At 71.5% G+C, this 13,562-nt stretch carries 10 protein-coding genes; 4 read left to right on the top strand and 6 right to left on the bottom strand.

Annotated elements, in window-relative coordinates:
* Positions 1–108: 108 nt before the first annotated feature.
* The 4 genes from dctP to ICN82_RS16760 form a co-directional block, all read right to left on the bottom strand.
* Entirely contained in the window at positions 109–1,143 is a 1,035-nt protein-coding gene (dctP, locus tag ICN82_RS16775) for a TRAP transporter substrate-binding protein DctP (RefSeq protein WP_226898554.1), read from the bottom strand.
* 62 nt (positions 1,144–1,205) lie between these two features.
* Positions 1,206–2,534, bottom strand: coding sequence for a TRAP transporter large permease (locus tag ICN82_RS16770; protein WP_193185024.1), 1,329 nt, complete (start codon positions 2,532–2,534; stop codon positions 1,206–1,208).
* The gene (locus tag ICN82_RS16765; RefSeq protein ID WP_193185022.1) at positions 2,531–3,043 is read right to left on the bottom strand and encodes a TRAP transporter small permease subunit; all 513 of its coding nucleotides are present in this window, start codon (positions 3,041–3,043) and stop codon (positions 2,531–2,533) included. Before ICN82_RS16765 ends, ICN82_RS16770 begins: the two co-directional genes overlap by 4 nt.
* A 24-nt stretch (positions 3,044–3,067) precedes the next feature.
* The gene (locus ICN82_RS16760) at positions 3,068–3,832 is read right to left on the bottom strand and encodes a DeoR/GlpR family DNA-binding transcription regulator (RefSeq protein ID WP_193185019.1); all 765 of its coding nucleotides are present in this window, start codon (positions 3,830–3,832) and stop codon (positions 3,068–3,070) included.
* Positions 3,833–4,045: 213 nt separating this feature from the next.
* On the opposite strand from ICN82_RS16760, the gene ICN82_RS16755 reads away from it, so the two are divergent.
* From ICN82_RS16755 to ICN82_RS16745, 3 genes are read left to right on the top strand one after another with little or no spacing between them, the layout of a single operon-like run.
* Positions 4,046–5,467, top strand: a complete 1,422-nt coding sequence (locus ICN82_RS16755; protein WP_193185016.1) for an NAD(P)/FAD-dependent oxidoreductase — start codon at positions 4,046–4,048, stop codon at positions 5,465–5,467.
* Positions 5,460–6,653: an FAD-dependent oxidoreductase gene (locus ICN82_RS16750; RefSeq protein ID WP_226898553.1), complete on the top strand. Its 1,194-nt coding sequence runs from the start codon at positions 5,460–5,462 to the stop codon at positions 6,651–6,653. The genes ICN82_RS16755 and ICN82_RS16750 overlap by 8 nt, the downstream gene beginning before the upstream one ends.
* Entirely contained in the window at positions 6,650–8,050 is a 1,401-nt protein-coding gene (locus ICN82_RS16745) for an FGGY family carbohydrate kinase (RefSeq protein ID WP_193185013.1), read from the top strand. Before ICN82_RS16750 ends, ICN82_RS16745 begins: the two co-directional genes overlap by 4 nt.
* 178 nt (positions 8,051–8,228) lie before the next feature.
* Here ICN82_RS16745 and ICN82_RS16740 read toward each other — a convergent pair whose 3' ends face one another.
* Positions 8,229–9,317 carry a DUF5666 domain-containing protein gene (locus ICN82_RS16740; RefSeq protein WP_193185010.1) on the bottom strand — a complete coding sequence of 363 codons (1,089 nt, stop codon included), beginning with the start codon at positions 9,315–9,317 and terminating at the stop codon, positions 8,229–8,231.
* On the bottom strand, positions 9,317–10,168 hold the full coding sequence (locus tag ICN82_RS16735) for a DUF6502 family protein (protein ID WP_193185007.1): 852 nt from the start codon (positions 10,166–10,168) through the stop codon (positions 9,317–9,319). Before ICN82_RS16735 ends, ICN82_RS16740 begins: the two co-directional genes overlap by 1 nt.
* A gap of 502 nt (positions 10,169–10,670) precedes the next feature.
* Between ICN82_RS16735 and ICN82_RS16730 the strand changes: the two genes are divergently transcribed.
* A complete protein-coding gene (locus tag ICN82_RS16730) occupies positions 10,671–13,397 on the top strand; it encodes a hybrid sensor histidine kinase/response regulator (protein WP_193185004.1) in 2,727 nt (908 codons plus the stop codon).
* The last annotated feature ends 165 nt before the right edge of the window (positions 13,398–13,562 follow it).

The following is a 13,562-nucleotide window of genomic DNA, read 5'->3' as shown; positions in this document are numbered from 1 at the left end:
CTGCCTCGTCCCGGCAAGGGCGGCGGCCTGAACCGGGGCCGCCGCGCGTCAGGGGGACAGGCCTGCGCCGGGCCTGACCCGGCGCCTCCATGTCCCCCGCCCAAAGGCTTACCGGTAGGGGTAGCCCGCTTTCTCCATGTTGGCGGAATAGGCCTTGAAGATCTCCACGACCTTGCCCGCGCGCTCGGAGGAGCTGGCCACATCGTCCCAGAACCCCTCGGCATCCTTGGTCACCTGCGCCCATTCCTCCGCCGGGATGGAGGTCAGTTCCATCTTCTCGCCCTCGACGCGCAGCTTGGCCTCGCCGCCCCAGTACCAGACATCGCGGTAGTAATGGCTCTGGTCGATGGTCGAGCGGAACAGCTGCTGCAGATGCGGCGGCACCTTCTCCCAGCTGGCGGTATTGGCGAAATACGAGCCGAACCAGGCGCCGGTGACCGAATTGGTCAGCGCGTAGTTGCAGATATCGGCCCAACCGACCTCGTAGGCCTCGGTGAAGCCGCACCAGGCCACGCCGTCCAGCTCCCCGGTCTGCAGCGCCACCTCGACATCGTCCCACGGCACGGTGACCGGGATCAGCCCGTATTGCGACAGGAACTTGCCCGCGGTCGGCACGCCGAAGACGCGCTTGCCCTTCATGTCCGCGAGGCTGCGGATCGGTTCCTTGGTGAAGATGTGCAGCGGATCCCAGGCGCCGGTCGACAGCCAGGTGACGTTGTCGACCTCGTCATAGGCCGATTTCCAGATCTCATCGAGCCCGTAATACATGAACATCGCCGGCACATCGAGCGAGTAGCGCGTGGCGAAGGGGAAATACCCGCCGAAGACGCCGATATCGACCGGGCTGGCCATCGAGGCCTCGTCCGACTGCACCGCGTCGATGACGCCCGACTGCATCGCGCGGAACAGCTCGCCCGTCGGCACCAGCTGGTCGGCATAGTACAGCTCGATCTCCATCTCGCCATTGGCCGCGGCATTGAAGGCATCGATCTGCGGCTTGATGACATGCGCCCCCAGCGGCGCGCCGGAATAGGTCTGCAGCCGCCACTTGATCGGCCCGGTCTGCGCCACCACGGCCGGCGCCGCCAGCGCGCCCGCCGCGCCGAAGGCGCCGGTGGTCAGGAATTTCCGGCGCGAGGCCAGGATCTTCTCGGAGGGGGTCAGGATCTTCTTGGTCATCGTTTACTCCCGGTTGGTTTTATTGGTCAGCGCACGGCCTGGGGCAGCCACAGCGCGATCTGCGGAAACAGCATCACCAGCGCGATGGTGGCCGCCATCATGATCACGAAGGGCCAGATCGAGCGGTAGATGTCGACAAGCGTGATCTCCCTGGGCGCCATGGCGCGCATCAGGAACAGGTTATAGCCGAAGGGCGGCGTGATGTAGGCGATCTGGCAGGTCATGGTGTAGAGCACCCCGAACCAGATCAGCTGGTTGTCGAAGCCCAGATCCAGCATCTTGACCAGCGGCACGTACAAGGGCGCCACGATCACCAGCATCGCCGTGTCGTCGAGGAACATCCCCATCACGATGAAGCTGATCTGCATCATGATGATGACCTGCCAGGGGCCCAGGTCCCAGTTGTTGATGAACAGGTTCTCCAGCGCCCGCACCGCGCCCAGCCCGTCGAAGACCGACCCGAAGGCCAGCGCGGCGAGGATCAGCCACAGGAACATGCAGCTGACCGCCAGGGTCTTGCGCGCGGTGTCATGGACCAGCCGGAAAGTCAGCCGCCCCTTCACGGCCGCCGCGACGGTGGCGGCGGTGGCGCCCACGGCCGAGCTTTCCACCAGCGAGGTGACGCCCATGACGAAAAGCCCGGTCATCAGGAAGAAGATCACGAAGGGGATGATCCCCGCGCGCAGAAGCTTCAGCTTCTCGGCGCGCGGCATGTTCAGGTCCTCCTCGGGCACGGTGGGGGCCAGGGCCGGGTTCATCCGCGCGCGGATCACCACATAGACCACGAACATCGCCGCCATCAAGAGGCCCGGGATCACCCCCGCCAGCCACAGCTGCGACACAGGCTGGCGCGCGATCATGCCGTAAAGCACCATGACGACCGAGGGCGGCACGAGGATGCCCAGCGAGGACCCGCCCTGCACCACCCCGGTGATCAGCGCCTTGTCATAGCCCCGCCGCAGCATCTCGGGCAGCGCGATGGTCGCGCCGATCGCCATGCCCGCGACCGAAAGCCCGTTCATCGCCGAGATGATGACCATCAGGAAGATCGTGCCGATGGCCAGCCCGCCCTTCACCCGGCCCATCCAGACATGCAGCATCCGGTACAGGTCCTCGGCGATCCCCGCCTCCGACAGGATGTAGCCCATGTAGATGAACAGGGGCAGGGTCAGCATCGGGAACCAGTTGAACAGCTTGAACGCCGCCGAGAACGGGATCTCCACCCCGCCCGTGCCGTAGAGCATCAGCACCATTGCCGAGGCGACGAAGCCGATGGCGGCGAAGACCCGCTGCCCGGTCAGGAGCAGCACCATCATCGAGGCGAACATCAAAAGCGCGATCATCTCGTAGCTCATGCGATCTCCTCCCCTTTCAGGACGCCCAGCGTCTTGGCCAGGATCGACAGCGACTGCAGGATCATCAGCACGATGCAGGCGGTCATCAGCGCCTTGATCGGGATCATCGAGGGGTTCCACATGGAAAACCGCCGCTCGCCCGTCTCGATCGCGTAGCTCAGCGACGAGACCGATCCCCACAAGAGCACGCAGAGATAGAAGATCAGGCACAGGATCGTCACCGCGTCCAGCCGTGCCTTGCCCCGGGGCGAGAGCCGTTCATAGAACAGGTCCATCCGCACATGGTCCTCGTTCTTCAGCGTCATGGCGCCGCCCATGAAGTAATAGGCGGCCAGGGTGAACTGGGTGAACTCGATGCACCAATGCAGCGGGATGTCGATCACGTTGCGCGTGACCGCATCCAGCAACAGGACCGCGATCATCAGGAAGATCAGGTACATGGCCACGATGCCGACCCAGTCGGACAGGCGGTCCACGACCCGCACATAGGTTCTTATCGCCTCAGGCATAATCGGGTTCGTCCCCTCTCGTCTCTACCGGACCGCCACGCCCGCGCGGTCCAGCGCATGGGCCAGCGCCCCCTCGGGGCGGCGGTCGCTGATCAGCATGTCCATCCGCTCGAAGCCGCAGACCCGGAACGCCGCGCGGCGGCCGAACTTGGCGGCATGGGCCAGCACGATGACATTCTGCGCCCGCGCGATCATGGCGCGGGCCAGATGAGCCTCGTGGACATTGGAATTGGTCGCGCCCTCCGCCGCCGCGACCGCCGTGACGGTCGAGACCGAGTGGTCGGCGCGGTAGAGGTCCAGCTGGGCGATGGCATCCGGGCCCACCGTCTGGTGATTGCCCGGCGCATAGCTGCCGCCCAGCAAGAAAAGCTCGGTGCCGCTCTGGGCCATGTGGCGGCCGAAGATGTCGGCCACCGACAGCGAATTGGTGATCACCTTCAAGGCGGGGACCTGCGCCAGGCGCTCGGCGGCGATCACCGTGGTGGATCCGGTATCCATCATCACCGTGTCGCCCGAGCGGATCACCGCGCAAAGCTTCTCGGCGATGACCGACTTGGCCAGCGGCTCTTCCTGCATCCGCGCCTGGAAACTGTCCTCCACGAAGGTCCGCCCCAGCGCGCGGGCGCCGCCATGGACCTTCTGGATCATGCCCTCCTCGGCCATCTGGCCGAGATCGCGGCGCATGGTCTCGGGCGAGACGTCGAAATGCCGCGCCAGGTCGTCGACGGTCATCTCGCCGCTCTGCTCCAGCAGCTTCGCGATCCCGGTCCTGCGATCCTTCGGCTTCATCCCGCCCTGCCCGATTCCCCAGCCTGTCTTCCCGGTCGCGCGTCGGCCCCGGCGGGGCGTCGCGCTTCGGTTGTGCCCAAGCTACAGGCAGACACGCCTGAGAGGTCAATCATTTTGACCGTTTTATGACCGTTCGTTCCGATTTTGCCCGGAAATATTGACCATTCGGGCATTGTCTGCCTTGGATTTGGTCAGTTCTGAACCGGAAACCGCATGACAGAGACCTCCTTCCCCCCCAAAACGCAGATCTTCGACGCCGCCGTGATCGGCGCCGGGATCGTCGGCTGCGCCATCGCGCGGCGGCTGGTGCTCGACGGGCTCAGGGTCGTCGTGCTGGAGCGCGCCCCCGACATCCTCGACGGCGCCTCCAAGGCCAACAGCGCCATCCTCCATACCGGCTTCGACGCGCCGCCGGGCTCGCTGGAGCTCGACTGCATCCGCCGCGGCCACGAGGAATACCTGGAGATCCGCGACCGGATGAACCTGCCGCTGGACCGCTGCGGCGCGCTGGTGCTGGCCTGGGACGAGGCGCAGGAGGCGAAGCTGCCCGAGCTGGTCGCGCAGGCCGAGGAGAACGGCGTGACCGACACGCGCATGCTGAGCCGGGCGGAGCTGCTGGCGGCGGAGCCGGGGCTTGCGCCGGGGATCCGCGCGGGGTTCCGGGTGCCGGGGGAAAGCCTGATCGATCCCTGGTCCGCGCCCCATGCCTACCTGCTGCAGGCGCTGGAGAACGGCGCGTCCCTGCTGCGCGGCTGCGCCGTGACCGGCGGCGGGTTCGACGGCACCGCCTGGCGGCTGGAGACCACGCGCGGGGCGTTGCGCGCGACCCATGTGGTCAATGCCGCCGGGCTGCATGGCGACCGGCTGGACCGGCTCCTGCATGGCGAAAGCCGCTTCGAGATCCGCCCGCGCAAGGGCCAGTTCGTGGTCTTCGACAAGACCGCGGCGCGGCTGGCGCGGCACATCCTGCTGCCGGTGCCCACCGCCACGACCAAGGGGATCGTGGTCTGCCGCACCATCTGGGGCAACCTGCTGGTCGGCCCGACGGCCGAGGAACAGGCCGATCGCGACACGGCCGCGCTGGTGCCGGAGACGCTGGAGATGCTGGTCGCCAAGGGCGCCGAGATCCTGCCCGCGCTGGCCGGGGAGGAGATCACAACCGTCTATGCCGGTCTGCGCCCCGCCACCGAGGAAAAGCCCTATCGCGTGGAAACATGGCCGGGCCGCAATGCCGTCACGGCGGGGGGCATCCGCTCCACCGGGCTGTCGGCGGCGCTGGGGCTCGCCCGGCATGTCTCCGGGCTGCTGGCTGCAGGCGGCACGCCCCTGCCCGATCCCGCCTGGCCCGTCATGCCGATGCTGGCCGAGGACGGACCGCGCGACTGGCAGTGCCCGGGCAATGGCGGCATCCTGTGCCATTGCGAACTGGTCACCCGCCGCGAGGTCGACCAGGCGCTGAGCGGCCCGCTGGCCGCGCGGAGCCTGGCCGGGCTGAAGCGGCGCACGCGCGCCACCATGGGCCGCTGCCAGGGATTCTACTGCTCCGCCGCTCTGGCGGAGGCAAGCGCGGGACGGCTGGCCCGCCCGATGACAGGCCCGGCCGGGATCCCGGCGGATGGAGGGCATGATGACTGATCTTCCCCGGCATTGCGACGTGCTGATCGTCGGCGGCGGCCCGGCCGGGCTGGCGGCGGCGCGGCGGCTGCGCGCCCTGGGCCGCGAGGTCCACCTGCTGGAACGCGAGCCCGAGACCGGCGGCATTCCCCGCCATTGCGCGCATTCCCCCTACGGGTTCCGCGAATTCCGCCGCCCCATGCTGGGCCCGGCCTATGCGCGCGCCCTCGGCGCGGCGGCGCAGCAGGCGGGGGCGCGGATCCATGTCGGCGTGACCGTCACGCGGCTCCTGCCCGGCGGCACGGTGGAGGTGACATCGCCCGCGGGCCCCGCCCGCATCACCGCGCGCGCGGTGATCCTGGCCATGGGCGCGCGGGAAACCGCCCGGGCCCCGCGCATGATCGGCGGGACCAAGCCGGGCGGCATCCTCAATACCGGCGCGCTTCAGGGCCTGGTCCACCTGCAGGGGCTGCGTCCCTTCCGACGCCCGGTGATCCTGGGGACGGAACTGGTCGCCTTCTCGGCGCTGCTGACCTGCCGGCAGGCCGGGATCCGCCCGCTGGCGATGATCGAGCCCGCCTCCCGCATCACCGCGCGCCAGCCCGCCGGGATGCTGCCGCGGGCCATGGGGGTGCCGCTGCGGCTGGGCACCGCGCTGGTCGCGATCCATGGCAGCGACCGCGTGGAGGCCGTGACCCTGTCCCATGACGGCACCCGCAGCGAGCTGGAGACGGATGGCGTGATCCTGACCGGCGGGTTCCGTCCCGAGACGGCCCTGATCCGCGGGTCGCATCTGCGGATCGATCCCGGCACGCGGGGCCCCGAGATCGACCAGTACGGGCGCTGCTCGGACCCGGCCTATTTCGCCGCCGGCAACCTGCTGCGGGGCGTCGAGACGGCCGGGCATTGCTGGTCGGAGGGCCGCGCCGTGGCAGATGCGGCGCACAGGGCGCTTGCGGGCGAACTGCCCGAGATCGCCGAGACCCCCTTCGCGGTGGAGGGGGCGGGCCTGGCCTGGCACCTGCCCCAGCGGCTGGCCCCCGATGCCGCCCCCCCGGCCTTCCGGCGGCTGTCGATGCGCGCTGCCGGGCCGCTTTCGGGGCGGATCTCGGCCGGGCGGGCCAGCGCCTCCGTCTCCACCCGTCCCGAGCGGCGCATCAGCCTGCCCCTGCCCGCGCCCGATGCCGTGCTGAGGATCGAGACATGAGCTGGCTGGCCATCGACCAGGGGACCACCTCCACCCGTGCCATCCTGGTCGACGCCGCAGGCACGGCGCGGCGGCTGGGCAGCTGGACCCATGCCCGGTCGCATCCTTCCCCCGGCCGGGTCGAGCACGATCCCCGGGAACTGCTGGCCCATGTCGCGCGCGGGATCGAGGCCGGGCGCGCGGCGGGCGCGCGGGGCTGGGCGCTGGCCAACCAGGGCGAGAGCTGCCTGGCCTGGGATGCCGCGACCGGAGAGCCGGTCTCGCCGGTCATCGTCTGGCAGGATGCGCGCACCGCCGCCGATTGCGCCCGGCTGGAGCGCGAGGGCGCGGCGCCGCTGGTGGCCGAACGCGCGGGCCTGCCGCTGGACCCCTATTTCTCCGCCGCGAAACTGGGCTGGATCCTGCGCGAGATCCCGCGCGCGGCGGAGCTGGCGGCGCGCGGACGGCTGCGCATGGGGACGACCGATGCCTTCTTCCGCGACCGGCTGACGGGGCGGTTCGAGACCGACCTGGCCACCGCCTCGCGCACCTCGCTGATGCATCTGGCGACCGGGCGCTGGGACCCGGATCTGTGCAGCCTCTTCGGCGTGCCGATCGGGGCGCTGCCCGCGATCACCCCGGTCAGCGGCGATCTGGGCGCGGCTGCGGGCCTGCCGCTGGGGGCCGCCATCGCCGACCAGCAGGCCGCCTTGTACGGTCATGGCTGCCGCAGCCCGGGGGCGGCCAAGATCACCTTCGGCACGGGGGCCTTCGCCCTTGCCCTGGCCGGGGACCGGCCGCCCGCCGCCGGGACCGGGCCGCTGCCGACCGTTGCCTGGGCAGAGGCCGGGGCGGCGCCGGTCTATGCGCTGGAAGGCGGGGTCTATGCCGCCGCCGCCGCGCTCGACTGGGCCAGGGGGCTGGGACTGTTCGACGATTTCGCGGCGCTGGAGGCGGCCCCGCCCGGGTCGAGGCTGGAACGCGGCCTGGCCTTCGTGCCCGCGCTGGCCGGGCTGGCCTGCCCGCATTGGGACCGCGGCGCGCGCGGCGCCTGGCTTGGCCTGACGCTGGAGACCGGGGCGGCCGACATGATGCAGGCCCTGCTGGAGGGCATCGCCTATCGCACGGCGGAGGTCCTGGCGCGGATGCCGGTGACGGGGCCGGTGGCGATCGACGGCGGGCTGAGCCGCAGCCCCCGCTTCTGCCGGCTTCTGGCGGATATCCTGCGCCGACCGGTCCGGGTCGCGGAGGAGGCCGAGCGCACGGCGCTGGGGCTGGCGATGCTGGCCGCCGAGACCGCCGGGGCGCATGTGGCCCTGCCCGCGGGCGGGCAGATGATCGAGCCGGATCCGGACTGGCCGGACCTGGAGGACCGCTTTGCCCGCGCCCGCGCCCTGGCCCAGGCGCGCTGGATGTAGCCTCCGCCCCGCGCAGACGGCCGAAGCCCGGTCCCTCCGCGACCCGGGGCGGATCATGCGCGACAGGCGGGGCCGCGCGACCGGGACGGCATCCGGCCGAATCCCCGATCACCGGGCCTGGCGCAGCGCGCCGGGGCGCGGCCATGGCAATGGCAGCGGCCGGGACCGCGCGCCGGCCTCAGTCCCCGGCCAGCCCCCCCGTGCGGCTTTCGCCGCCGCCGGTGCCGGATCCGCGCGAGGCATCGCCGCCGCGGCTTCCGCCCCGGCCCGAACTGTCGCTGCCGCTGCCGCTGTCATTGCGATCGTCACCGCCGCCGCCGCGATCGTCGCGCCGAGATGCCGCGCCGCGCCGGTCCGCCCAGTCCGATACCGGATCCGCCGCCTTCCGCCCCGCCGCCCCGGAAGCGGCCGCCCCCGGCTCCGCCGCGGCGGAGCGCCCGGCCATGGCAAGCCCGGCGACGGCGCCGTCCGCCTCGGGGAGGCCGCCTTCGGGCATCTCGATGCGCGTCGCGTCAAGCGTCACCTGCCGCCCCGCCACGCGCTGCCCGCGCGGCAGGCGCACCGGGACATCGCCGATATAGGCGTCGCCGTCCTCATCCAGCCGGACCGGTCCGGTGATCTGCGGCGCCACGGGCCGGGTCCCGGTCAGACGCACCCGTGTCGCGCGGATGCCCCCGGCCTGCCAGAGGCCCGAAACCGCGACCTGCTCTCCCTCGGCCAGCGCGGCGCGGCTCAGCCGCGCGCCATCGCGCGCGGAGATCTCGGCGCGCGGATCCAGCGTGACCCGCGCACCCAGCACCCGGAAGCTGCCATCGCCATCGGCGGCCAGGGCCTCCAGCGTGCCGATCACCGGCAGGTAATGGGCCAGGCCGACCGCGCATTCGGCCCCGGCGGCCTTGACGGCGGTGACGATCACCGTGTCGCCGCGGCGCAGCTGCGAGACCGGGAAGGCCCCCAGCGCCGAGGCCACCCGCGCATCGGCCGCGACGCGGAAGCCCGGGGCCCCCTCGAGCCGCAGCTCGCCATCGCGCGCGACCACCCCCAGGATGCCCGTGCCGCCGATCCCGCCATCGGTCCCGTCCTCCGCGGGCGGCCGCGGGGCCGACAGGGCGCGGCGGCAGGATTGCGCCCCGTCCGCATCCCCGCCCGCGCGGGTGGCATCCTTTGCCGGAGGGCCCGGCGGCGCACAGCCCGCCAGCCCCGCCACGAGCCCCACCAGCAGCATCCGGCATGCGCGCCCGGTACGGGCCGCGATTTCTGCGGTCATCACGCGCTCTCTCCCTCCTGCGCATCGCGGCCGCCACCAGCCGCAGGCTCCTCCTCCGGCGCCTCGAGATAGACGAAGGCCCCGATCCGGATGCGCCCGGTCCCGGACCCCGCGGCGATATCCGCGCGCTGCAGCCGCAGCGCCTCGGCACTCAGCGCCCGCAGCAGCTGCATCTGGCCGTCCCGCGCCAGCGCATCCAGCGCCTCGAGCGAGGCCGGGGACAGGCGGTTGTAATGCACCGCGCGTTCGAAGAACGGGCCGGGCCCGGGCGCGGCCAGAAGATTGGCCGCCGCCGCCTCGGCATGATCGCCCAGGTTGGCGGCATAATAGCCCAGAAGCATCGCCGAGTCGCGGCCGGGAACGAGGCTGTCGGCGATCAGCCGCACCGTCTCGCCCTCGGAGACGGCGAGGCCCAGGCGCAGCATCTCGTCGAGCAGGGTGCGCGGATGCACGTCGCGGCCGATCTCGGCCACCAGGCTCTCGAAGCTCTCGCCCCCGGCCGCGGCGCGCGGCAGGGGACGCGGTGCGCCGGCGGGGTCGCAGAACCGCGGATCCCCCTGCCACAGCGCCACCAGCCGCGGGATCGGGCCATGGCCGCGGCCCGGAGGGACCGGCGCCTCTCCCGCAGCGCGCAGGGCCCGGATGTCGCGCCGCTGCAGCCCGGTCAGCACGCTCAGCCGGCTGTCGGTCATCCGCCGCCCGGGCAGCCCGTAATGGGCCAGCGCCTGTTCGATGAACAACGGTTTCAGGATCTCCGCCAGCTGCGGATAGGCCAGGCCGCGCCCGATCATCGCCCGGACCAGTGGCCGGAGGATCCGCCGGATCGCCTTGCTGAATGTTCCGTCGCTCACCTGATCCTTCCCTGGCTGAATGTGCATTTAACCCATTTTTTCTTGACAGGGAACTACCAAGCATCACATACCGTAAATGGGTAATATCTCCATTTCGCGCCCTGCAGCCCGGGACCTTCTTCGGGCGCATCGCGCGGCGGCTTGCGGATGCGGGGCCGCCCCGCGGAGATGGACGTGGCGGACCGCTCGGGAAGCGGAGCCGCCATAGCGCGGCCCCGCCCCGGGCCGCGCCCCGCCGAGGGGGCCGACCGGCAGGTCCCCTCGGCGTCCGGCGTCCGGGCAGCTGTGCCGGGATCGTCCGCACCCGTCCCGGCGGCCGCCTCCCGATCCCGCTCCGCCTGCCGCCGCGCCCCCTGCCCCGGGGACCGTTAACCCCGACCGCCATCTGCCGCAGACGGCAACCGCTCCTTTACCGGGAGGGGCTAGGCTAGCCCGCTGTCACGGTCTGCCGCTTGGGGAGGCGCGGCAGGTTGCGGACAGCCATCTTGTGGGGGATGACGATTTGGGCGCCAGGCATGAACCCTCGGCCTTTTGCAGCACCGTCCTGGACGGCGCGCCTTTCGGGTTCGCCCTGCTCGACGCGCAGGACGCCATCCGCTGGTGCAACGGCACCTTCGCGCGGCTCATGGCACCCGATGCGGCACCCGCTGCCGCCGCCGGGCGCGCGCCGGGCGCTTGGGCCGGAACCCGCGCGGCGGATCTGTTCGACGCCGAAGGGGCGGAGGATTTCCGCGCCTTTGCCGCCGCCTGCCGCAAGGAGGGACCGCCCGACCCGCATGCGGAATCCCCCCCCCCGCGGCAGTCCAGCGTGATCCTCTGCCCCGCCGGGACCGGGGGCATGCGCCCCCTGAAGATCACCGGAACCATCCTGCGCGATGCCGCCGGGGGATCCTTGCTGCTGTCCTGCCGGCCCTGGGGCCTGCTGTCGAGCCTCGACGGCGCCACGGGTCCGGCGCCGCCGGGCCCGCAGGGATGCCAGCTGCAGATGATCCTGGCGGCGGGCCCGCGGCTGGAGGATTGCCGCGTCCTGGCCGCCAATGGCGCGGCCGGACAGCGGCTGGCCGAGGCGGGGGCGACCGTTCCCGGATGCTGCTCCGGCGAGCTCGGGGCGGCGGCCCTGCCGGAGGCGCTGCGCGCGGCGGCCGAGGCCGCCTTTGCCGAGGGCCGCAGCCATTCCGCGATGTACACGACCCCCGCCGGGCCCGGCGGCTTCGCCGTGGTGCAGCGCGACTTCTGGCCGCTGAACCGCCAGAACGGCCGCGTCACCCACTGGATGGACTGCCGCCGCCTCACCCGCAGCACCACGGGCCAGCTGGAAGGCGACCTGCCCTGGCTGCAGATGGCCGCCGACGCGCTGCGGGCCACGGATGTGGGGATCTGGCACTGGGACCTGCAGAGCGGCAATGTCACCTTCTCGCCGCGGCTGATGGCCCAGCTGGGCTATGACATCGCCGCCATCGACGACGCGGAAGCCTTCCTGACCCGGATCTACCACCCCGAGGACCTGCCGCTGCTGCGCCAGTCGATCGACGAGGCCGTGGCGGGAAGCGGACATTTCTCGCAGGTCGTGCGGCTCCTGGACCATCGCGGGCGGCTGCACTGGATCGCGGTTCAGGGCCAGGTGATCACGGACGAGACGGGCCGGGCGCTGCGCATCTTCGGCACCGAGGCGGACGTGACCGAGGAAACCCTGATGCGCGACAGGCTCCTGCGCGCGGAACGGATCGCCAGGATCGGGAACTGGTCGCTGACCGTCTCGCCGCCGGGCATGTACTGGTCGCCCGAATGCTATCGCATCCACGGCATGAGCCCGGAGCGGTTCAAGCCCTCGGCGACGCAGATGACCTACCTGATGCATCCCGAGGACCGGGTCCTGCTGCAGGATGCGTTCCGCCGCACGCTGCGCGAGAACGCCCCCAATAGCGGCGACCATGACCGGTTCCGCGGCCGCATCATCCGCGGCGACGGCGAGATCCGCGATTGCGAATTCACCGCGATCATCGAGCATGACGGCGACGGCATGCCCGCGGGGCTGACCGGAACCGTGCAGGACATAACCGAGCAGACGGAGGTCGAGAAACGCCTGATCCAGGCCCAGAAGATGGAGGTCGTGGGCCAGATGGCCGGCGGCATCGCGCATGATTTCAACAATCTCCTGGCGGTGGTGGTCGGCAACCTGGAACTGCTGGAGGAGACCTGCCGCATCTCGGGCGGCTCCGAGATGATCCGCTCGGCCATTGAGGCGGCCAGGAAGGGAGCGGGGCTGACGCGCAACCTGCTGAGCTTCGCGCGCAAGGCCACGCTGGAACCCGCGCGCCTCGATCTCAACGCGCTGCTGGCCGAGCTGGACCGGATGCTGGCGCGGGTGCTGCCCTCCGCCATCGAGCTGGACTGCCGTTTCGCCGAAGGGCTGTGGTCGGTCCATGCCGACCGCAATTCCTTCGAGAACGCGCTGCTCAACCTCGCGATCAACGCCCGCGACGCGATGGAAGGCGTCGGGCGGCTGACCATCGAGACCCGCAATGTCCAGCTCGAGGCCCCCTTCCTGGAGGATGGCCAGGAGGACCTGGCCCCGGGGGCCTATGCGGTCGTTGCCGTCACCGATACCGGCATCGGCATGACCGCCGAGCAGCTTGGCCGGGTCTTCACGCCCTTCTACTCGACCAAGCCGCCCTCCGAGGGATCTGGGCTCGGCCTGCCGATGGTGCAGGGCTTTGCCAGGCAGTCCGGCGGCGGCGTGCGGGTCTATTCCGAGCCGGGGCGCGGCACGACGGTCAAGCTGTTCCTGCCCGCATCGGATATCCAGGCCTCGCCCCCGCCCCGCGCCGAAAGCGCCGCGCCGGAGGAGGCGATGCCGACCGGGCGCATCCTGCTGGTGGAGGACGATCCCGGGGTCGCCCGCGTGCTGTCCCTGCGGCTGCAGCGCATGGGGCTGGAGGTCGTCACCGCCTGCAGCGGCGACGAGGCGCTGGACATGTTTCCCGCGGTCGCGCCGGTCGACGTCCTGCTGACCGATATCGTCATGCCCGGGGCCCTGCAGGGGCCTGCCCTGGCCCGGCGGCTGCGCCAGCTTGACCCGGGGCTGCGGGTGATCTTCATGTCGGGCTATCCCGAGCACAGCGCGGAGGGCGCAGCGCCGGCCGAGGACGCGGATATCAGCCTGATGAAGCCGATCAGCCGCCGCGACCTGACCCGCGCGCTGCGCCGCGCCATCGGCCCGGGGGCCTGACACCGCCGAGGCCGGGGAACTGACCGGCAGCAGCGGCAGTCGCTGACGCCGCCTCCCGAAACCCCGTTTCCGCGCGGCGATCCCCGCCCGATCTGCCGCAGGACGGGCGCGCGCGAGGGTGCGGCGCCTGCGAACGGACGGGGCCGCGCATCGCCCGGCGCCGCG

The organism is Mangrovicoccus algicola (assembly GCF_014903745.1).
Lineage (GTDB): Bacteria > Pseudomonadota > Alphaproteobacteria > Rhodobacterales > Rhodobacteraceae > Mangrovicoccus > Mangrovicoccus algicola.
This window is presented reverse-complemented; position numbering and strand designations above follow the sequence as displayed.

Coding starts and splice junctions, on each gene's coding strand:
- ICN82_RS16765 (WP_193185022.1), bottom strand. CDS start 3,043: ATGCCTGAGGCGATAAGAACCTATGTGCGGGTCGTGGACCGCCTGTCC.
- ICN82_RS16750 (WP_226898553.1), top strand. CDS start 5,460: ATGACTGATCTTCCCCGGCATTGCGACGTGCTGATCGTCGGCGGCGGC.
- ICN82_RS16760 (WP_193185019.1), bottom strand. CDS start 3,832: ATGAAGCCGAAGGATCGCAGGACCGGGATCGCGAAGCTGCTGGAGCAG.
- ICN82_RS16745 (WP_193185013.1), top strand. CDS start 6,650: ATGAGCTGGCTGGCCATCGACCAGGGGACCACCTCCACCCGTGCCATC.
- ICN82_RS16740 (WP_193185010.1), bottom strand. CDS start 9,317: ATGACCGCAGAAATCGCGGCCCGTACCGGGCGCGCATGCCGGATGCTG.
- ICN82_RS16770 (WP_193185024.1), bottom strand. CDS start 2,534: ATGAGCTACGAGATGATCGCGCTTTTGATGTTCGCCTCGATGATGGTG.
- ICN82_RS16755 (WP_193185016.1), top strand. CDS start 4,046: ATGACAGAGACCTCCTTCCCCCCCAAAACGCAGATCTTCGACGCCGCC.